18 protein-coding genes and 1 pseudogene are annotated in these 20949 nt (G+C 71.2%); 16 read left to right on the top strand and 3 right to left on the bottom strand.

Features of this window, described 5'->3' with window-relative positions; genetic code table 11:
• Positions 1–8: 8 nt before the first annotated feature.
• From V7E09_RS04465 to V7E09_RS04420, 10 genes and pseudogenes are all read left to right on the top strand, one after another.
• Complete coding sequence (locus V7E09_RS04465) at positions 9–1967, top strand: hypothetical protein (protein WP_324511881.1); 1959 nt, start codon at positions 9–11, stop codon at positions 1965–1967.
• A gap of 17 nt (positions 1968–1984) precedes the next feature.
• A complete protein-coding gene (gene fmt / locus V7E09_RS04460) occupies positions 1985–2899 on the top strand; it encodes a methionyl-tRNA formyltransferase (RefSeq protein WP_324511880.1) in 915 nt (304 codons plus the stop codon).
• Positions 2899–4257 carry an RsmB/NOP family class I SAM-dependent RNA methyltransferase gene (locus V7E09_RS04455; protein WP_324523066.1) on the top strand — a complete coding sequence of 453 codons (1359 nt, stop codon included), beginning with the start codon at positions 2899–2901 and terminating at the stop codon, positions 4255–4257. Before fmt ends, V7E09_RS04455 begins: the two co-directional genes overlap by 1 nt.
• A gap of 10 nt (positions 4258–4267) precedes the next feature.
• Positions 4268–4936 (top strand): ribulose-phosphate 3-epimerase, encoded by a 669-nt coding sequence (gene rpe / locus V7E09_RS04450; RefSeq protein ID WP_324511878.1) that lies wholly within the window; start codon positions 4268–4270, stop codon positions 4934–4936.
• Positions 4924–5700: a lysophospholipid acyltransferase family protein gene (locus V7E09_RS04445; protein WP_324511877.1), complete on the top strand. Its 777-nt coding sequence runs from the start codon at positions 4924–4926 to the stop codon at positions 5698–5700. The genes rpe and V7E09_RS04445 overlap by 13 nt, the downstream gene beginning before the upstream one ends.
• A gap of 53 nt (positions 5701–5753) precedes the next feature.
• On the top strand, positions 5754–6539 hold the full coding sequence (locus V7E09_RS04440) for a PAC2 family protein (RefSeq protein ID WP_324511876.1): 786 nt from the start codon (positions 5754–5756) through the stop codon (positions 6537–6539).
• 68 nt (positions 6540–6607) lie between these two features.
• Positions 6608–10093 (top strand): methionine synthase, encoded by a 3486-nt coding sequence (metH, locus tag V7E09_RS04435; RefSeq protein ID WP_324523065.1) that lies wholly within the window; start codon positions 6608–6610, stop codon positions 10091–10093.
• Positions 10083–10811 (top strand): HAD family hydrolase, encoded by a 729-nt coding sequence (locus tag V7E09_RS04430; RefSeq protein WP_324523064.1) that lies wholly within the window; start codon positions 10083–10085, stop codon positions 10809–10811. Before metH ends, V7E09_RS04430 begins: the two co-directional genes overlap by 11 nt.
• The gene (locus V7E09_RS04425) at positions 10804–12282 is read left to right on the top strand and encodes an ABC transporter substrate-binding protein (RefSeq protein ID WP_324511873.1); all 1479 of its coding nucleotides are present in this window, start codon (positions 10804–10806) and stop codon (positions 12280–12282) included. The genes V7E09_RS04430 and V7E09_RS04425 overlap by 8 nt, the downstream gene beginning before the upstream one ends.
• A 23-nt stretch (positions 12283–12305) precedes the next feature.
• Positions 12306–13187: pseudogene (locus V7E09_RS04420) on the top strand (tRNA (adenine-N1)-methyltransferase); the annotation flags it as partial.
• Here the strand turns inward: V7E09_RS04420 and V7E09_RS04415 are convergent.
• On the bottom strand, positions 13172–13891 hold the full coding sequence (locus V7E09_RS04415; RefSeq protein ID WP_324511872.1) for an alpha/beta fold hydrolase: 720 nt from the start codon (positions 13889–13891) through the stop codon (positions 13172–13174). The pseudogene V7E09_RS04420 and the gene V7E09_RS04415 sit on opposite strands and share 16 nt — an antisense overlap.
• Before the next feature lie 229 nt (positions 13892–14120).
• On the opposite strand from V7E09_RS04415, the gene V7E09_RS04410 reads away from it, so the two are divergent.
• Positions 14121–14492, top strand: coding sequence for a hypothetical protein (locus V7E09_RS04410; protein ID WP_324523063.1), 372 nt, complete (start codon positions 14121–14123; stop codon positions 14490–14492).
• Between the two features lie 46 nt (positions 14493–14538).
• Here V7E09_RS04410 and V7E09_RS04405 read toward each other — a convergent pair whose 3' ends face one another.
• Entirely contained in the window at positions 14539–14904 is a 366-nt protein-coding gene (locus V7E09_RS04405) for a DUF3054 domain-containing protein (protein WP_324511870.1), read from the bottom strand.
• A gap of 94 nt (positions 14905–14998) precedes the next feature.
• Positions 14999–15559, bottom strand: coding sequence for a DUF6434 domain-containing protein (locus tag V7E09_RS04400; protein WP_324511869.1), 561 nt, complete (start codon positions 15557–15559; stop codon positions 14999–15001).
• 77 nt (positions 15560–15636) lie between these two features.
• Here V7E09_RS04400 and V7E09_RS04395 point away from each other — a divergent pair, with 77 nt between their 5' ends.
• The 5 genes from V7E09_RS04395 to V7E09_RS04375 form a co-directional block, all read left to right on the top strand.
• Positions 15637–16704, top strand: coding sequence for a prephenate dehydrogenase (locus V7E09_RS04395; RefSeq protein ID WP_324511868.1), 1068 nt, complete (start codon positions 15637–15639; stop codon positions 16702–16704).
• Between the two features lie 54 nt (positions 16705–16758).
• On the top strand, positions 16759–17424 hold the full coding sequence (cmk, locus tag V7E09_RS04390) for a (d)CMP kinase (protein ID WP_324523062.1): 666 nt from the start codon (positions 16759–16761) through the stop codon (positions 17422–17424).
• A complete protein-coding gene (der, locus tag V7E09_RS04385) occupies positions 17421–18743 on the top strand; it encodes a ribosome biogenesis GTPase Der (RefSeq protein ID WP_324511866.1) in 1323 nt (440 codons plus the stop codon). The genes cmk and der overlap by 4 nt, the downstream gene beginning before the upstream one ends.
• A 42-nt stretch (positions 18744–18785) precedes the next feature.
• Complete coding sequence (locus tag V7E09_RS04380; protein WP_324511865.1) at positions 18786–19838, top strand: alanine racemase; 1053 nt, start codon at positions 18786–18788, stop codon at positions 19836–19838.
• On the top strand, positions 19835–20949 hold a 1115-nt coding region (locus tag V7E09_RS04375), incomplete at its 3' end, for an EamA family transporter (protein ID WP_324523061.1). The genes V7E09_RS04380 and V7E09_RS04375, both read left to right, overlap by 4 nt.

Genomic DNA, 20949 nt, shown 5'->3' with positions numbered 1-20949 from the left:
TCGAGGCCATGACGAGCCCGGACGTGCCGCTGATCGCGCACGTCGCGGTCGACGTCGCCCTGCCTCACCTGGATCGCCCCTTCGACTACGTCGTCACGCCGGCGCAGACCGCGACGGTGGCGGTCGGGGTCCGCGTGCGCGTCCGGTTCGCGGGCAAGCTGCGCGACGGCTACGTCCTCGCACTCGATCACAGCACCGATGTCGCCGCACCGGCGCCGCTGGAACGGGTGCTCTCCCCCGAAGTGGTGATGCCACCGGCCACGGCGGGGCTGGTGAGGGCGGTGGCCGACCACTGGGGAGGCACCTTCTCCGACGTCGTCCGACTGGCGATCCCGCCGCGTCATGCCACCTCCGAGGCAGCAAGCCGACCCCGGCGTCCCGACCCGGACACGTCCCAGCCAGCCCAGGTGCTGCTCGGCTATCCGGGAGCGGAGCGGTTCCTGGCCGCGCTCGGCGCAGGCGAGGGCGTCCGGGCCGCCTGGACGCCCGTCCCGGTATTCGCTCCGCCGGGGGACTGGGCGGCGGGCCTGCTGGATGCTGCCGCAGCCACGCTCTCAGCAGGCAGGGGCGCGATCCTGATGGTCCCGGACGCCGCCGCGATGGCCGTGCTCACCGCCCAGGCCTCGGCACGCTTCGGCGAGGGGTCGTTCGTCACGCTGACCGCTGACCTGGGCCCGGCCGCCCGGTACCGCAACTACCTGGCCGTGTCCCGTGGAGACGTGCGCTGCGTCCTCGGCACGCGCGGGGCCGTCTTCGCCCCAGTGGCCGACCTGGGGCTCATCGCGGTGTGGGACGAAGGCAACGACGCCTACGCCGAGCCGCGCGCCCCGTACCCGCACGTCCGCGAAGTCGCCGCGCTGCGCGCCTCCCGCGAGGGATCAGGGCTGCTGCTGGCCGGGTACGGGCGCACCGCCGAGGTCGCGGCCCTGGCCGCCCGGGGCTGGCTCGTGCCTGTGGATCTGCCCGCCCGCGACATCCGGCGGCTCGGGCCCGCCGTGCGGGCGGCCACCGACACTGATCGGGCCCTGGAGCGGGATCCGCACGCCCGTGGTGCCCGGCTGCCCCACGACGTGTTCACCGTCCTCCGTGCGGGGCTGGCGTCCGGGCCGGTGCTGGTGCAGGTGCCGCGCGCTGGCTATGCCCCCCGATTGAGGTGCCAGACCTGCCGCGCTGCCGCGGACTGTCCCACGTGCGGGCTGCCGCTGCGAGGGGAGCGCGGCCCCGAGGGCGTGACGCTGACGTGCGCGTCCTGCGGGCCGCTGCCTGGTCCCTGGCGATGCCCGCACTGCGGGGACACGCGACTGCGGGCCCCCCAGGTGGGCGTGGCCCGGACGGCCGAGGAACTCGGTCGGGCGTTCCCGCAGACGGCCGTGGTGCAGTCCTGGTCGGGCCACCGGGTGGAGACGGTCGGCGCCGCTCCCGCGCTGATCCTTGCCACCCCGGGGGCGGAGCCGCGGCCGGAGGCAGGCTACGCGGCCGCCGTCCTGCTGGATGCCGGCGTCCTGCTCGCCCGCCCCGATCTGCGTGCGGGGGAAGAGGCGCTGCGCCGCTGGCTGGAGGCGTCCGCCCTCGTACGCGCGGCCGAACTGGGCGGCACCGTGCTGATCGTGGGCGAGCCCACCGAACGAGCGGTGCAAGCCCTCGTCCGGCTCGACGCCGCGGGTGCGGCCGCGCGGGAACTCACCGAGCGTGAGCAGGCACACTTCCCGCCGGCCGCGCGGCTGGTGCTCCTGGAGGGGCCTCGGGCGGCGCTGGAGGACGCCGAGGCCGCCTGGCGGCCGGTCGCCGGAGCCGAGCATTTCGGGCCGATCCTCCTGGAGGACGATGTCTGGCGGTTGACGCTGCGATGCCCCCCCGAACGTGGGGCGGAACTCGTCGGGGGCATGAAGGCGCTTGTGTCGGAGCGCTCCGCGCGCAAGGCGCCCGGGGCGGTACGGCTTCGGGTCGACCCACAGTCAGTCGGGTGATCGCCTAGGGTGGGGCCGTGCGTCTCGTCTTCGCCGGCACACCGTCGGTCGCCCTGCCAGCCCTGGAGGCGCTGCTCGCGTCCCCGCATGAGATCGTGGCGGTGGTGACGCGACCGGACGCCCCCCGGGGCCGCAGCAAGCGCCCGGTGCCCAGCGAGGTCGGGGCCTTCGCCGCCGAGGCGGGGATCCCCGTCCTCACACCGCGGCACCCCCGCGAGGAGGACTTCGTCGCCGCGCTGACCGACCTGGCGCCCGACGCCTGCCCCGTCGTCGCCTACGGCGCGCTGGTTCCGCAGCGAGTCCTCGACATTCCCCGGTTCGGCTGGATCAACCTGCACTTCTCGCTGCTGCCGCGCTGGCGCGGAGCCGCGCCGGTGCAGCGCGCGATCATGGCCGGGGATGCGGAAACCGGCGCGACCACCTTCCGGCTCGTGCGCGAACTCGACGCTGGCCCGGTCTTCGATCAGGTCCGGCTTCCGCTGGCCGGCATCGAGACGTCGGGGGACGTGCTGACAGCGCTGGCGTCCACGGGGGCCGGGCTGCTCACCCGCACCCTCGACCGGCTCGCGCAGACCACACCCGTCCCCCAGCCGGAGGAGGGGGTCACGCTCGCACCCAAGGTCGACTCGGCCGACGTACGCCTGGACTGGACCGCCCCGGCGGTCACCCTCGACCGGCTGATCCGCGGCGCCAACCCCGCACCGGTGGCCTGGACCACTGTGGAGGGGGAGCGGCTCAAGGTCCTGCTCGCACGCCCGGCTGCCGACGAGGGTCTGACCCCCGGCGATCTGCGCGTGGACAAGCACCACGTCTTCGTCGGCACCGGTGAGGGGGCGCTGGAGCTCCTGACCGTCCAGGCGACGGGTAAGAGGGCGATGGCCGCCCCCGACTGGGGTCGAGGCCTGCGCACGGCGACCGCACGGCTCGTGTGATGCCGAACCGCACCCTGCGCCGTCGCCGCCCTGACCGCCCCCGCCGGATCGCCTTCCGCGTCCTGCGGGCCGTCCAGGTTGACGGGGCCTACGCCAACCTGGAGCTCGCTCGGGCCCTCGCCGGAGCCCACCTGGAGGCCCGCGACGCCGCCTTCGTCACCGAACTGGTGGCCGGAACGAGCCGTCTGGCGGGCACGTATGACGCCATCGTGGCGGCCGCCTCGGGCAGGGACCAGCTCGACCCGGCGCTCGCCGAGGTGCTCCGGCTCGGGGCACACCAACTGCTGTCCATGCGGGTCCCGCTGCACGCCGCCGTCGGCGCCACCGTCGACCTCGCGGCCGCCGAGGTGGGGGAGAAGGTCGCCGGGCTCACCAACGCGGTGTTGCGCAAGGTCGCCGCCCGCGACCTGGACGCGTGGGTTGCCGCGCTGGCGCAGGGCCGCGACGACCTGGACGCCCTCGCGTTGCGCACGCATCATCCGCGCTGGATCGCGCAGGCGTATCGGGACCTGCTCGGCGACGAGGCCGAGACCGCGCTGGCCGCCAACAACGAGGCGCCGCTGACCACGCTGGTGGTGCGTCCCGGTCTGGCCGGCCGCGACGAACTCGGCGGGGAACCGACGCCCTTCTCCCCCTGGGGGGCGCGCAGGGCGGGTAACCCTGCCGAGGTCGCGGCCGTCGCCGAAGGACGCGCCGGGGTCCAGGACGAGGGAAGCCAGTTGATGGTCGCCGCACTCGCCCACGTCCCCGCCCCGGCGGGTCCCTGGCTGGACCTGTGTGCAGGTCCGGGCGGCAAGGCCGCCTTGCTCGCAGGCCTGGCGATCGGCGAACGCACCCGCCTGCTGGCCTCCGAGCGACAGCCGCATCGCGCCGCATTGGTCGCCGGTGCTCTGGGCGCCTACACGGGCGAGCACGCGCCGGTGGTCATCGCGGCGGACGGCACCCGGCCGGCCTGGCCTGCCGGGTTCTTCGCCCGCGTGATGGCCGATGTGCCCTGCACCGGGTTGGGCGCCCTGCGGAGGCGCCCCGAGGCGCGCTGGCGGCGCAGCCCGGCCGACCTCACGGCACTGGTCCCGTTGCAGCGCTCCTTGCTGGCGTCGGCGCTGGACAGCGCCTGCCCGGGAGGAGTGGTCGCCTACGTCACCTGTTCCCCCCACCCGCGGGAGACCACCGAGGTCGTCGACGCCGTGCTGAGCGGACGCGACGACGTCACCGTCGTGAATGCTCCTGCGGTGCTCGGGGTGCCGGACGCGGCGCGCGGCGACTTCGTGCAACTGTGGCCGCATCGTCACGGAACCGACGCCATGTTCTGCGCGTTGCTTCGGGTGAACGACCAGGCAGGACGCGGACGCCGGTAGAGTCGGCCGGGTGCCACACCGCATCCACCCGAGCATCCTGAACGCCAACCTGGCGAGCCTCGATGAGGAGATCCGCCGGATCCCCAGCGCCGACGCCGTCCACCTTGACGTGATGGACAACCATTTCGTCCCGAACCTCACGATCGGGCTGCCCGTCGTGGAGAGCATCCGGGCCAACCACCCGGGCACGTTCCTCGACGCGCACCTGATGATCACCGACGCCGACCGTCACGCCCCCGCCTATGCGGAGATCGGTTGTGAGTCGGTCACCTTCCACCTGGAGGCGTCCGCCGCGCCGGTCCGCACCGCGCGCGCGATCCGGGCGCTCGGCGCGAAGGCGTCGGTTGGCTTGCGTCCGCAGACGCCGATCGAACCGCTGGCCGACATCATCACGGAGTTCGACATGGTGCTCATCATGACGGTGGACCCAGGCTTTGGGGGGCAGAGCTTCCTGACGAGCATGTTGCCGAAGATCCGCCGGACGCGCGACATCGTGCAGCGCTCCGGCGCCGACATCTGGATCCAGGTCGACGGTGGCGTGTCGGAGTCCACCATCGACCAATGCCTGGACGCGGGGGCCGACGTGTTCGTGGCCGGGTCTGCGGTGTTCCGGGGCGAGGACCCGGACGCGGTGGTGCGTGGCCTCCGCGATCGGCCGGGGACCCCGTGTCGTCACTGACCCGACCCGGTCGCAGCGCGGAGCCGCTGCGGACGCCGACGCCGCCCGGTGAAGCAGCGGCCTACCGGCGGCTCGCCCGGTTCGTCGGGGCGATGCTGCGCGCGATCTCGAACGAGGAGTGGGACGACGCCTCCTCGCTGCCCGTCACCGGGGGCGCGCTCGTCGTGTCGAACCATGTCAGCTACCTCGATGTGCCCGTCGTGGGCCGGTACCTGATCTGGTCGGGGCGCTGGCCCCGTTACATGGGCAAGGCCGAACTGTGGCGCATCCCCGGGCTGGGGAGGCTCGCCCGGCTGTGCCGGCAGATCCCGGTCGAACGGGGAACCGACCGCGCCAAGGACGCCCTCGTCCCCGCCTTGGCGGCCCTGGCCGCGGGCGAGGTGGTGGCGATCTATCCCGAGGGGGGCCGGACGCACGATCCCGACCTGTGGCCGCAGCGGGGACGCACGGGGGTCGCCCGGATGGCGTTGGCGACCCAGGTTCCGGTGATCCCGGTGGCGCACTGGGGAACGCACGAGATCATGCCAGGGCGCAAGCTTCGGTTCCCGCGGCTGCGGCCCAAGCGCACGATCGCGGTGGTGAGCGGCCCCGCGGTGGACCTGTCGGACCTCTACGATCGCCGCGACGAACCGGACGTGCTGCGGGTCGCGACCGATCGGATCATGGCGGCGGTCACCGGGCTGGTGGAGACGCTCCGGGGGGAGCAGGCGCCGGCCGACGTGTGGGACAACAAGCTGGGCGCCCGCGTCCCGCGCGCGTTCTGAACGGCTCGGTGGTGACGCTTAGGGCGGCCGGACGGCTGGCTAGACTCGCGGGCATGGTTTCTGTCCGGCTCACCGATCTTCGGCGTCCGGTCGTCGTGTTCACATTCAGCGGGTGGAACGACGCGGGCGACGCCGCCACGGGCGTCATCGATCACCTCAGCGAGGTGTGCGACACCGATTATGCGTTCGCCCTGGACGCCGACGACTACTACGACCTGATCGAGAACCGGCCGGTCCTGGTACGCGAAGGCAATGGGGAACGCACCGTCCAGTGGGCCACCACGGAGGTCCTCGTCGCACACCTGGCCGAGCGTGATGTGGTGCTGGTCAACGGGCCTGAGCCGAGCTTCCGTTGGCGGGCGTTCTGCGCCGCGCTGGTCTCGGCGTTTCGTTCCATCCAGCCTGAGCGCATCATCGCGATGGGCGCCATGCTGGCCGACGCGCCGCACAGCCGCGCCGTCCCGGTCTCGGAGGACGGCACCGACTACACCGGCCCGACGGGCATCGTCGGCGTCCTGGCCGCCGCCTGCGCCGATGCCGGCTTCAACGTCACCTCGCTGTGGGCCTCGGTTCCGCACTATGTCTCCGACCCGCCCAACCCGAAGGCGACGCTGGCCCTGCTGAGTCGGCTGGAGGAGTTCCTGGGCGAGAGCATCGATCCGGGGGACCTGAGCGACGCGGCCGCGGTCTGGGAGCAGCGCGTGGACGAACTGGTCGCCGACGACGACGACATCACGGACTACGTCCGCGAACTGGAGTCTCGTTACGACACCGCCGAGGCAACCGGCGAGGAGATCGCCCAGCAGTTCGAACGGTACTTGCGCCGCCGCGAAGGCTGATCGCACCCGGGACGGCCGGGAGGCGGTCAACGGCAAGCGGTTTCGCGGGCATCGCCTATCCTTGCGGGGTGAATCCCGACCTGCGTTCCGCCCTGAATCACCGCGTCATCGTCACCGACGGCGGCATGGGGACGATGCTGCAGGGGTTCGACCTCGGCCTGGACGACTTCGCGGGCCTGGAGGGCTGTAACGAGATCCTGAACGTGACCCGTCCCGACGTGGTCGAGGCGATCCACGCCGCCTACTTCGAGGCGGGCGCGGACGCCGTGGAGACGAACACGTTCGGCGCGAACCTGTCCGCGCTGGGGGAGTACGACATCCCCGAGCGGATCGCCGAACTCGCCTTGGCGGGTGCTCAGATCGCCCGCCGCGCCGCCGACGCCGCAACCACTCCTGAGCGGCCGCGCTGGGTGCTGGGGTCCGTGGGGCCGGGCACCAAGCTGCCGAGCCTGGGCCACATTCCCTTCACGAAACTGCGCGACGCCTACGCGACGCAGGTCGGGGCCATGCTGGCGGGCGGCATCGACGCCGTGCAGATCGAAACCTGCCAAGACCTGCTGCAGGTCAAGGCCGCCGTGCAGGGAGCGCGCCGCGCCATGGCGTCTCAGGGACGCGATGTGCCCGTGCTCGTCAACGTCTCCATCGAAACCAACGGCGCCATGCTGCTGGGCTCCGAGATCGGCGCCGCGCTGGCAGCCCTGGAACCCCTCGGCATCGACGTGCTCGGCCTGAACTGCTCGACCGGCCCCGCGGAGATGAGCGAGCACCTGCGCCACCTGAGCCGCTACGCCCGCATCGGCGTGGGCTGCATGCCGAACGCCGGGCTGCCGGAGCTCACCTCCGAAGGTGCCCGCTACCCGCTGGGCCCCGAGGGGTTCACGCAAGCGCTGTCCGGCTACGTGTCGGAGTTCGGCCTCGCCGTCGTCGGCGGATGCTGCGGCACGACACCCGAGCACATCCGGCAGTTGGCGCAGGCCGTCCGCGGGCGCGAGGTACCTGCCCGCGACGTGCCGATCACCGGTTCGGGCGGCGCCACCGTGTCGAGCCTGTACTCCGAGACGCCGCTGCGTCAGGACACCTCCTACCTGAGCATCGCCGAACGCACGAATGCCAACGGTTCCAAGGCGTTCCGTGAGGCCATGCTCGCCCAGGACTGGGAGGCGTGCCTCGACATCGCCAAGGCCCAGTCCCGGGAAGGCGCCCACCTCCTCGACCTGTGCGTCGACTACGTGGGGCGCGACGGCGTGGCCGACATGCACGAACTCGCCTCCCGCATCAACACGGCCGTCACGTTGCCGGTGGTGCTGGACTCGACCGAGCCGCCCGTCATCCAGGCCGGCTTGGAGGCGTTCGCGGGGCGCTGCGTCATCAACTCGGTGAACTTCGAGGACGGGGATGGCCCCGACTCCCGGTTCCAGCGCATCATGCCGTTGGTCAAGGAGCACGGTGCGGCCGTGGTCGCCCTCACCATCGATGAGGAGGGGCAGGCCCGCACGGCGGCCTGGAAGGTCGCGGTCGCCGAGCGACTCATCACTGAACTGACCGGGACGTGGGGGATGAAGGAGTCCGACATCATCGTCGACTGCCTCACCTTCCCCATCGGCACCGGGCAGGAGGAGACCCGCCGCGACGCCATCGAGACCATCGAGGCGATCCGCACCATCACCACCGCCCACCCGCTGGTGCAGACGACCCTCGGCGTCTCCAACGTCAGCTTCGGGCTCAACCCCGCGGCGCGCATGGTGCTCAACTCGGTGTTCCTGCACGAGTGCGCCGAAGCGGGCCTCAGTTCCGCGATCGTGCACCCGTCCAAGATCGTGCCGATGGCGCGCATCCCCGAGGAGCAGCGCAAGGTCGCCCTCGATCTGGTCTATGACCGTCGCGCCGAGGAGTACGACCCGCTCGCGACGTTCCTGGAACTGTTCGAGGGCGTCACCACCACCAGCACCAAGGAGGCGCGGGCCGCCGAGCTCGCCGCGTTGCCACTCGGGGAGCGGCTGCAGCGCCGCATCGTGGACGCCGACGACAAGGGCCTCACCGACGACCTGAACGAGGCCCTCGCGCTCAAACCGGCCCTCGGCATCGTCAACGACGATCTCCTGGCGGGCATGAAGACCGTCGGTGAGCTGTTTGGTTCTGGTCAGATGCAGTTGCCGTTCGTCCTCGCCTCCGCCGAGGTGATGAAGAAATCCGTGGCTCACCTCGAACCGCACATGGAGAAGGCCGACGGCGACGTCGGCAAGGGCACGATCGTGCTGGCGACCGTGAAGGGCGACGTCCACGACATCGGCAAGAACCTCGTCGACATCATCTTGACCAACAACGGGTACACCGTGGTGAACCTGGGCATCAAGCAGCCGGTGGGCAGCATCATCGAGGCGGCCGTCGCGCACAACGCCGACGCCATCGGCATGTCCGGGCTGCTGGTGAAGTCCACGGTGGTGATGCGGGACAACCTGGCCGAGCTCAACAAGCGCGGGCTGATCCACACGCCCGTCCTGCTGGGGGGAGCCGCGCTCACGCGCGCGTACGTCGAACAGGATCTCAACGGCATGTTCGACGGCGAGGTGCGCTACGCCCGCGACGCCTTCGAAGGACTCTCTCTCATGGACGCCGTCATGGCGGTCAAGCACGGCGACGCGGAGGCGCTGCCCGCCCCGCGCGAACGCCGGGTCAAGGCCAAGACGCGCACCGAGGACGACGAGGCCGCGCTGTTCGACACCACGCGCTCCGACGTCGCCCGCCGCGTCGACGTGCCCACGCCCCCGTTCTGGGGAAGCAGGATCGTCAAGGGCATCCAGCTCGCTGAGGTCGCCGGCTGGCTGGATCACCGAGCCACGTTCATGGGCCAATGGGGTCTGCGGGGCACCCGCGGGGGAGCGAGCTACGAAGATCTCGTGGAGAGCGAGGGCATCCCGCGGCTGCGTTCGTGGCTGGATCGGATCGCCACCGACGGGCTGGCCGAGTTCGCCGTCACGTACGGCTACTGGCCTGCACACTCCGAAGGCAACACGCTCGTCGTCGGTGACCCGACCGATCCGGGCCGTGAACTGCACCGCTTCACGTTCCCCCGGCAGACCCGCGATCGCCGCCTGTGCCTGGCCGACTTCTTCCGCGACAAGGAGGAAGCCGCCGAGCTCGGCCCCGACGTCATCGCCTTCCAGCTCGTTACGATGGGGGCGCGTGTCGCCGAGGAGACGGCGGTCCTGTTCGGGGGCGACGCGTACCGCGACTACCTGGAACTGCACGGGCTGTCGGTGCAGCTCACCGAGGCGCTGGCTGAGATGTGGCACGCCCGCGTCCGGGAGGACCTGCGGCTGGGAGGCGACGCCGACGTGGACGCCATGATTCGCGATCAGGCCTACCGGGGCTCCCGCTACAGCTTCGGGTATCCGGCCTGCCCCGATCTGGGAGATCGTGCCAAGCTGGTGGCTCTGCTCGAACCTGAGCGGATCGGGGTCATGCTCAGCGAGGAGTTGCAGTTGCACCCCGAGCAGTCCACCGACGCGCTGATCGTCCATCACCCGGAGGCCAAGTACTTCAATGCCCGCTGACGCACACGCCGCCGCACCGGCTCGCCCCGGAGACGGCGAGGCGGGCGCGGCGCCCGCGGCCCTGCTGTGGGACTTCGACGGCACGCTGGTCGACTCCGAGCCTTCCTGGCACGCCGCCGAGTCGCGCCTGGTGGCCGAACTCGGAGGGCCGTCCATCAGTCCCGAGGCCGCCCGCGAACTGGTAGGACTTGCGCTGACCGATAGCGCGCGTGCCCTCCTGCGGATCGCCGGTCGCGAGGATCTGGACGCAGCGCAGTACGCGGGAGTCCTCAACGACTACGCGCTGGAGGACATGATCCACGCCGGTGTCGCCTTGCGGCCCGGCGCGGCCGCCCTGCTGGCGGAGGCCCGCGACGCGGGTGTCCCCTGCGCGCTGGTGTCCATGTCGTTCACCTCGGTGCTGCGCCAGGTGGTCGACACCTTGCCCGCCGGGTCGTTTGCGGTCATCGTCGGGGGTGACCAGGTGACCCACGGCAAGCCGGATCCCGAGCCGTACCTGCGGGCGGCCGCCGAACTCGGGGTCGCCCCGCTGGACTGCCTGGTGATCGAGGACTCGTTCCCGGGCACGCTCTCGTCGCAGAATGCGGGCATGCCCACGTTGGGCGTCCCGTTCGAGCAAGCCATCCAGCCTGGACCGCGACGGGCACTGGTCCCCACGCTGGAGGGGCTGACGTGGGCTGCGGCGGCCGCATTGTGGCGGGAGTTGCGCGATGCGTAGGGCGATGGCGGCGACGGCGTCGGCGCTTGCGCTCGCCTTGGTGGGCTGCACGGCGGCACCCGTCGAGCCGCCGACGCCCACCCCCACGCCGTCCACGGAGCGGCCGTTCACGGTGACCACCACCGAGGTCCCGGCCACCTATGATCCGGCCGCCGCGACCACCTCCGCCGACGCCATCGTCGCCCTGAACACGTTCAGTCGGCTGATGGTGGTCCACCCGGAGGAAGCAGACCTGAAGCCGGACCTGGCCACCGACTGCCTGTACACGTCCGCGACCAGCTACGAGTGCCAGCTGCCGGTGGGCCTCACCTTCCACAACGGGCATCCGCTGACCGCCTCCGACGTGAAGTTCAGCATCGAGCGGGCCTATCGGCTCAACGTGCCCAGCAGTTCGATTCAGCTCTTCGACAGCCTGGAACGGGTCGAGGTCGTCGACGACCAGACGGTCCGGTTCGAGCTGAAGTACGCCGATACCCAGTTCGGTTACGCGCTCGCTACGCCGGCCGCGAGCATCGTGGACGAGGAGATTTATGATCCCGACGCGATCCGCCCCAACGATGCCCAGGCTGTCGGATCGGGTCCCTACGCGTTGGTGACGACCGCAGCCGATCATCTGGTCTTCGAGCGGTTCGAGGACTACAAGGGGGCGCTCACCGGTTCGATCGACGAGATCAAGCTGTCCTTCGCGGCCGACAGCGCGGCCGCCGAGCAGGACGTCATCGCCGGGGCGACCGACGTGGTGTGGCGTAGTCTCAGCGCCGCAGCCATGGAACGGCTGTCTGCGGAGATGAACGAGGGGGGCGGCGTGACCCGTTCGGGCTTCAGCCGCGTCCCGCTGCCGCAGGTCAGGCTGCAGCGCGTCCTGTTCAACCCGTCCTCGCCGTACCGGGACAACCAGGAAGTCCGGGCCGCTGTCGCCGCGGCCCTGCAGGCCGATCGCAGCGCCGCGTCCATCATCCCGCCGCAGGTCACCGGTTCGGTTGCGTCGTTCCCGGCCGGGGGCGAGGCGCAGATTCCCGACATCGGCGCGCAGCGCCTGCGGCTCACGTTGGGGTTCACGTCCACCGCCCCCGGGCAGCGAGATCTGGCGGGCCTGCTGCGCGACCGGCTGGAGGAGAGCGCGGGAGTGTCGGTGCTCCTGCAGCCCGACAGCACGGATGCCGACCTGATCCTCTCCGACCGGCCCGCCTGGGTGAACACTGCGTTCGGCTGGCTGCAGCCCTACGTGGACGACACGCTTCCCGGGTCCCAAGCCAAAGTGGACGACCTGGTCCGCAACGCCCGCTCTACCTCGGACGCCGCCACCCGTGAGGCGCTGCTCGCCGAGATCCAACAACAAGCCGCGGCGGACCTCACCGTCTTGCCGCAGTCGCTGGCCGCCGAGACCATGCTGCTCGGCCCCGGCGTCACCCTTCAGGGGCAGCCGTTCGGGCCTGCCTGGCAACTCGGACTCTGGAGCCTGCGCGCGTGACCGATTCTCCTTCCACCTCGACCGGGCCGCTGCGTGAGGGCGAACGGGTGACCTTCAGCGACGCCAAGGGACGCCGTCATTCGGTGGTGCTCCGTGCGGGCGGCATGTTCCACACCACCAAGGGCGGCATCCGGCACGATGACCTGATCGGGGGCCCGGAGGGGGCGGTCGCCACCTCGGTGGGCGGCGACCAGTTCCTGGTGTTCCGCCCGCTGATGCACGACATCATGGTGTCGATGCCGCGCGAGGCCGCCGTCATCTATCCCAAGGACGCCGCCCAGATCCTCATGCAGGCCGACATCTTCCCCGGTGCTCGTGTCCTGGAGGCGGGGGTCGGCTCAGGGGCCCTGTCGATCGCGCTGCTGCGGGCGATCGGCCCCACCGGCCGGTTGTTCAGCTACGAACGCCGGCCCGAGTTCGCCGAGGTGGCCCGGCGCAACGTGCGGGCCTTCCATGGCGAGGAGCCCGAGGGCTGGCAGGTGCGGCTGGGGGACTTGGCTGAGGTGATCGGACCCGAGGAGGTCGATCGCGTCATCCTCGACATGCTCGCCCCATGGGACTGCGTGGAGGCCGTCGCCGAGCGTCTGGTGCCCGGTGGCGTCCTGTGCTGCTATGTCGCCACGACCACGCAGTTGGGCCGGACCGCCGACACGTTGCGGACGCACGGCGGCTTCACCGAGCCCGTCATGCGCGAGTACACGGCCCGCGATTGGCATGCGGAGGGATTGGCGATCCGGCCTGGTCACTCCACCAGCGGCCACACCGGTTTCTTGTTGTTCGTACGGCGGCTCGCGCCCGGTGCGGTGGCGCCGAGGAAGCGGCGACGTCCCGCGCCGGGCGCCTACGGTGCGGATTATCACGGCCCGCGTCCGTCGTGGGTGCAGGCTCTTCAGACCGAGGACTGAAGCGCGTCGGCCAGCCAGTCGGGGACCCGGAACGGAATGTCGTGATGGGCGCCGATGACCTCGACCAGGCGTGATTGCGCCGCGCTGACGTGGAGGGCGGTGGCTGAGCCCCGCACGCTGCGGGGCTCACAGCTGCCGTAGGCCACCAGCACGCGTCCGCGATAGTCCGCCCAACCGCGGGGCAGGACGAAGCGGTTGTTCGCGGCGAGGATCGCGGCGAGGGCGTCCGGGTCGACGTGCACCGAGGTGTCGATGTAGTCGTCCATCATGGCGGCGGGGACGCCCATGCTCGTCGCCTGGAGCCGTGCGAACCAACGGTGACGGGCGAGCGGCAAGGTGGCCTTGACCATCGGATCGAGCACGGGGGCGGCAGGCAGGGGACGTGCCAGGGAACTGATGACGCTCACCGAGCGCACCGACGCCGGATGCTCGGACGCCAGATGCAAAGCCAGCTGCCCGCCCCAGGAGAACCCGGCGACAGCAGCCCCGTCGCCCAGCAGATCGGCCAGCGCCGACACCGTGGCCGCCACGCCGTCGAACGGCTCCGCGGCGCTCGCACCGTGGCCGGGAAGGTCGGGGACCAGGACCCGGCGCGTGGCGGCGAGGCGGGTGATCACCGGCGCCCACATCCATCCCGCGACGCCGGCTCCATGGAGCAGAATCACGGCGGGCGCCGTCGGCGAACCGTACGTCGCGACGAACATGATCTCAGCTTGGCATGTTGCGTCGCATTCGGGGCGTGAGGCCGAAACCCCTCGTCAGGTTCATGTAGTGGTCCCTCGCCTGGGGACTGTTGCGGGGCCCGGCGACGGGGTAGTTTTCGAGTTTGTGAGACCCGACCCTGAGCAGATCATCGACCTCACGGTGCGTGTGGCGACCCAAACCTGGCCCCACGGGGAGGCCCAGCGACGCGCATGGTTCGAGGAGTTGGGGATGGCCCCGACGAGGGCGATCGGCTCGTGGACCCAATGGGGCGGGGGCATCCTCGGTTGGGGCGATGCGGAGATCTGCTGGTCCCGCGAGGGGGAACGCGCCGACGCCGATCTGCGGGGAGTGGGCTGGTACCTGTGGGGCGAGGAAGGCACCATGGTCGCGCTGGAGACCCTGGTTCAGGAACTGACCCGACGCCTGGGCCCGGCGACCCGCCGCGCAGGCGCGGGGTTCCCGTGGTATGAGTGGCACGTCGGGGAGCGGGTGGTCGAGCTGGGCGGTTCCTCGTTGGATCCTCGCATCCAGCTCCACATCGTGCATCAGGAGACCGACCACGAAGCCACCGAGCACCTGGTGGACGCCGCAGCCTTGTGACGTTCGGTCACCCTCGGTGACCGTGGGCGGCGCGCCGTCGCCGTGCTCAGCGTCCCTGATCGCGACGACGGCCGACGATCCAGGCCACGAGCCGCCACCCGATCAGGAACAACGCCAGCGTGACCGCTGCTACGACGATGAAGGCCACCGCCGTCCCGTCGCCCAGCAACATCCTGAACACCATGCCGCCGATCACGGTGATCGCCCACACGAACGCTCCCGACCTCACCGTTGAGCCGGACGCTTTGCGCAGGATCAACGCGATCCAGGCGATCAGCGTGCCCGCCACGAACGGGAGGGCGGTGCGGCTGATGCCGCCCAGATCGAGGACCTCCGCGTGGCTGGCCCGTCCGAGGGCGGCGAAGAGCACCACGAGGGCGAGGTCGAGCACGATCGCGAGTGAGCGGTTCACCGGGGCCTCCTACGAGCGGGCGGAGCGTCGCAGCGAGCCTAGCCCCCGGGCCCGACCGGGCCGGAACCTGCGGGACCGGCACCCCCGTCATGCGTCAGGCGCGGCCGCGCTCGTCGACGGGCCGGTCGCGGTAGCGCGCCCAGGCGACGAGCAGCGCGTCGCGCGAGCCGCCTGGATGCTGGGAGTACCAAGCCCGAGTGAAGCGGTTGTACTCGAACTGGGGATCGATGGAGCGTTCGGTGGGTTCGCGTGTGGAGCGGTAGTGCTCCAGCGCATCGCCGAGAGTGGTGGAGCCGTCGCTGCGCGCAAAGAACTCCCGCATCGGCGCGTCGAACCGGAATCCGGGTCCGACCTGATCGGTGAACCAAGCCCGCACCGGCTGGCTGCAGCGCTGACCGGAGGGGATCACGGTCTGTGCCGTGAGGGAGCCGCTGAGCGCCGCGGTCCTGCGCTGGCGTGTGCGGGCGGGTTCGGTGGAGGGAACGCCGTCCAGGGCGTGGGCGAGTCGCTGGGTCAGCAGCGTCTTGGTGCCGGTCGTCGTGACTCCGAGGGTGCGGGCGAAGTCCACCAGTTCGTTGCGCAACCAGTACCAGCGGCGCAGTTCGGCACCGGACATGTCGGGGGACAGCGTCGGGCGCCGCTTCGGCGAGGTCACCCGACATAGCCTAGGGGTGGGCACGGCTTCCTGGTCGCGACGCGGCTCCGTGCGAGTGGCTGGCTAGAGTATGGCCAGTGATCCAAGTTTCGTTGAGCCCCGCCCTCGTGATCGGGACGGGCCTCGTGGGTGCTTCCATGGCTCAGGCCATGACCCGTGCCGGCGTCGAGGTGCATCTGTCCGATGCTCGCTACAGCCACGCGGTGGTCGCCGCGTCCCGGGGTGCCGGGACCCTCTCCGTCTTGGATCCGTCCGCCTATCAGCTCGTGGTGGTGGCGGTGCCGCCCGCATCCTTGGCGACGGTGATCGCCGATGCGCTGGGCACCTACCCGAACGCGACCGTGACCGACGTCGGGTCCGTCAAGGGGGTCGTCCTGGGGCAGCTGCGCGCCACGGGAGTCGACCTGTCGCGCTACTGCGGCTCCCACCCGATGGCGGGATCCCAGAAGGACGGGCCACTGACCGCGTCGCCGGATCTGTTCGTGGATCGCACCTGGGTGATCACCCCGCACGACACCTCGGCGGCGCAGTCGGTGCTGGTGGTGCGCCGGCTCGCCGAACTGTGCGGTGCCCGGCTGGTCACCATGGCCGCCCAACACCACGACGAGGCGGTCGGGCAGGTCAGTCACATTCCTCAGCTCATGAGTGCGCTGGTGGCGGGGGGCTTGCTCGACGTCCCGGCCGAGCATCTGCAGCTTGCGGGCCAGGGGCTGCGTGACGTCACCCGGATCGCGGGCGGGGATCCGAAGCTGTGGCGTCAGATCATCGCCGCCAACAGCGGGGCGCTGCGGATCGAGTTGGAGGAACTGCACGAAGACCTGGGCAAGCTCATCACTGTCCTCGATGACCCGGACGCCGTCGAGGCCTTCCTGGCGCGGGGGCGGCGTGGCACGCAGGCGCTGCCTGGCAAGCATGGCAGCGCCCCGAGCGCGTGGGTCGAGGTCGTCATCGAGATCCCCGACGCCCCCGGCGCGCTGGCCCGGCTGTTCGCCGACATCGAGGCCGCCGGCGTCAACGTCGAAGACATCACGATCGAGCACGACCCGGGGCGTCCGGTCGGCATGCTGGGGGTCCACGTCGAACCGGCTGCGTCCGCGGTGCTGGCCACCGCGATGACCGACCACGGCTGGACGGTGCGCTCCTAGGGGGTGTATCGGGTCGCGGACGGGCTCCCGCCTCGCCTCCACTAGGATGAGCGGGTGCCCCGACGCCTCGTGATCGCCATTGACGGACCCAGTGGGTCCGGCAAGTCCTCGACGGCCCGGGCAGTGGCACGCGAACTGGGACTGTCCTACCTCGACACCGGTGCCATGTACCGGGCGGTCGCGGTGGCGTTCCTGGATGCCGGGGTGGATCCGGCCGATGTCCCCGGCGTCATCGCCGCTACGACGGGCGCGACCATCGATCTGTCGCTCGACCCCGATGAGCGCTGGGTCCGCGTCAACGGCCGCGATGTGACCGACGAGATCCGCGAACCTCGGGTTTCCCAGCACGTCTCCGCCGTCTCCACCGTGCCGGAGTGCCGTGCCGATCTGGTGCGGCGCCAGCGGGTTCTGATGGACCGGGATCCCCGTGGCTGCGTCGCCGAAGGACGCGACGTCACCACCGTCATCTACCCCGACGCGCCGCTGCGCATTCTGCTCACCGCCGCCCCACGGGCCCGGCTGGAGCGACGCGGCGACGAACTGGGCGATCGGGTCAGCGAGGCGCAGCTCCGCGACCAGGTGCTGCGCCGTGACGCCGATGACTCCGCCCTGGTCGACTTCACCCATGCCGCCGACGGGGTCCACCTGCTCGACACCACCCAACTCAGCCTCGACGAGGTCGTCTCCACCGTCGTCGCCCTCGCGAAGGAGATCTCGTGACCGCCAAGCCCGTTCTCGCCGTAGTCGGACGCCCCAACGTCGGCAAGTCCCAACTCGTCAACCGCATCCTGGGCCGCCGGGAGGCCGTCGTCCAGGACATGCCCGGCGTGACCCGGGACCGCGTCAGCTACGACGCCACCTGGAACGGCCGCGACTTCGTCGTCGTCGACACCGGCGGTTGGATCAGCGACGCCAAGGGCATGGCCGCCCAGATCGCCGATCAGGCCGAACTTGCGATCGGGGCCGCGGATGCCGTGCTGTTCGTCGTGGACGCCACCGTCGGTACGACCGATGAGGACGAGGCCGTCGTCAAGGTGCTGCGCCGCAGCGGCAAGCCGGTCGTGCTGGCCGCCAACAAGGTCGACGACGCCCGGCTGGAATCCGAGGCGGCCGCCATGTGGAACCTGGGGCTGGGGGAGCCGTACGCGGTCTCCGCGCTGCACGGCCGCGGTTCCGGCGACCTGTTGGACGCGATCTTGCAGGCGCTCCCGGAGGCTCCGCTAGAGCAGTTCGAAGAGGTCGGCGGCCCGACCCGGGTCGCCATCATCGGCAAGCCCAACGTCGGCAAGAGTTCCCTGCTGAACAAGCTCACCGGACGCCAGCGGGCGGTCGTCAACGATCTCGCGGGCACCACCGTCGACCCGGTCGATGAGCTGGTCGAACTCGACGGGGCCGTCTACCGGTTCATCGACACGGCGGGCATCCGGCGGCGCGTCAAGGAGGCCTCCGGGCACGAGTACTACGCGTCCCTGCGCACCCAGCAGGCCATCGAGCGGGCGCAGGTGTGCATTGTCGTCATCGACGCGTCCGAGACGATCGCCGACCAAGACCTGAAGCTGCTGACCATGGTCGAGGAGGCGGGCAAGGCGCTGGTGGTGGCCTACAACAAGTGGGACCTCACCGACGAGGAGCGCCGTCGCTACCTGGAACGGGAGGTCGAGCGCGACGTCCAGGCGTTCGCTTGGGCCCCCCACGTCAACATCTCCGCGTTGACCGGCCGTAACGTCGACAAGCTCCGCAAGGCCATCGACGCCGCGCTGGAGGGCTGGGAGACGCGGATCTCCACCGGGCAGCTCAACAGCTTCTTGGGGCGTGTCGCCGCGTCCCATCCGCACCCGGTCCGCGGTGGCAAGCAGCCACGCATCCTGTTCGGCACGCAGGCTCACAACTGCCCGCCCACGTTCGCGCTGTTCACCACCGGCGGCCTGGATCCGCAGTACACCCGGTTCGTGGAGCGACGGCTGCGCGAGGAGTTCGGGTTCGTCGGCACCCCGATCAACATCGAGGTCCGCGCTCGCCAGAAGCGCGCCAACCGCTGACGAGGGGCGGGGGAGGCGTCCGCGCTGAGGTAGGTTGCCGACATGTCTCGCCCGCTGCCCGCGACGCCGTTCCTCGCCCTTGATCTGCCCGTGCTTGATGCGAACATCGAGCGGGTCGCCGACTGGGCTGCCGAGCGTGGGCTGGCGTTGCGGCCGCATGTGAAGACCCACAAGAGCCCAGAAATCGGTCACCGGCAGTCCGAGGCGGGCGCGTCCGGGATCACGGTGGCGACCATCGGGGAGGCCGAGGTCTTCGCCCAGGCCGGATTCGATGACGTCTTCATCGCCTACCCGGTGTGGTTGGACGCCGAGCGCGCGTCCCGGCTGCGGCGGCTGGCGGCCGAGGGGACGGTCCGGGTCGGGTTCGACTCCCTCGAGGCCGCCCGCAGGCTGGCCGGGGTGGGCGTGGAGGGGATCGTCGAGGTCGACTCGGGTCATCACCGCTCTGGCGTCCTGCCCGATGAGGCGGGGGAACTGGCCGCGCAGGCGGCTGACGCCGGGCTCGTGGTGGCCGGTGTGTTCACGTTCCCGGGGCACAGCTACGGCCCGGAAGCCCGGATCGGCGCCGCCGCGCAGGAGGCGTCCGCGTTGCGGGTGGCGTCCGCGGCGATGACTGCTGCCGGGATCGTGCCGCGGATCATCAGCGGGGGGTCGACCCCGAGTCTGGCCGCGACCGGGGAGGGGCTCACCGAGACGCGGCCGGGCGTGTACGTGTTCAACGACGCCCAGCAGTGGGAACTCGGCGCCTGCGTCCCGGAGCAGATCGCGCTGACGTGCCATGCGACCGTCGTCAGCCACGCGGGCGGGCGTCTCGTGTTGGATGCGGGCTCCAAGGTGCTGGGCGCTGACAAGGCGGCCTGGGCGTCCGGGTTCGGCCGGCTCCTGGACCACCCGCAGGCCCGCATCGTCCTTCTCTCCGAGCATCACGCGGTGGCCGATCTCGACGGGGAGCCGCTGCCGCCGTTGGGGTCGACCGTCCGGGTGGTGCCCAATCACGCGTGCAACGCCGTCAACCTGGTCGATGAGTTCACCGTGTTGTCGCAGGGTCGCCTGGTCGGCCGCTGGGACGTCGCCGCCCGCGGCATGAACGCGTGAGGTCGACCGCATCCCCGGCCGCGCTCGCGTCCCCTGCAGGAGTGGGGACCTGGGGCGGGCTCGGCCTGGCGCTGCTGTCCGCCGCGGCGTTCGCGACGTCGGGGACGTTCGCCAAGCCGCTGCTGGCTTCGGGCTGGTCACCGGCCGCCGCAGTGATCGTGCGGCTGGGCGTCGCCGCGCTGATCCTCGCGGTGCCCGCCGCCGTCGCCCTGCGGGGCCGCTGGGGGCTGCTGCAGGAGCGTTGGCGTCCGATCGTGCTGTATGGCCTGTTCGGCGGGGCGATGGTGCAGGTGGCCTACTTCAACGCGATCCGCTACATCGACATCGGGATCGCGTTGCTGGTGGAGTACCTCGGCGTGATCTGGGTGGTGCTGTGGGGCTGGGCGCGCACGCGTCGGCGTCCGGCCACGCTGACGCTGCTGGGGATGCTCGTCGCGATCGCCGGGCTGGCCGTGGTGCTCAACCCGGGCGATCTGGCAGGCGTGGATCCGCGCGGCCTGGCGTGGGCGTGCCTGGCCGCCTTCGGGATGGCGGTGTACTTCATCACCTCCGCCGAAACCCCCGGCATCCCGCCGGTGGCGTTCGTGTCCGCGGGGCTTGGCGTCGGCGCGGTGGCCCTCACGGTCGCCGGGCTGGTGGGCCTGATGCCGCTGACTGCCTCGACGGCCGACGTGGTCGCCTTCGGCGGCACCTGGCCGTGGTGGCTGCCCCTGGTAGAGCTGGGCCTGGTCGCCGCCGCCCTGGCCTACCTGCTCGGCTTCGTGGCCGCCCGCTCGCTGGGTTCGACGGTGGCCAGCTTCGTAGGCCTGACCGAGGTGGTCTTCGCGGTCGCCTGGGCCTGGCTGCTGCTCGGCGAACTGCCGCCGCTGTGGGTGCCTGCCTCGCGGTTCGACGTGACGACGGTGCTGGGCGTGTGGGAGGGCGGCGCGCCGCTCGAACCGGTCAACCCGGCCGAGACGGGCGCGGTGCACTGCTACCGGATCTCCGACCTCGCTTCCGAGGCGGTCCGCGTCACCGCGAGCCACCCGACGGGGTTCCTGAGCCCCGCCTTCGTGTGCGGCGACCAGTTCATCTGGGGTCTCACGGCGCTTCTCGTGGACTGGGTGCTTGA

Source organism: Propioniciclava sp. (assembly GCF_036744435.1).
In the GTDB taxonomy this organism is placed as follows: Bacteria; Actinomycetota; Actinomycetes; order Propionibacteriales; family Propionibacteriaceae; genus Propioniciclava.
Note: the sequence above shows the minus strand (reverse complement) of the source record. Positions and strands in the feature narration are given on the sequence as shown.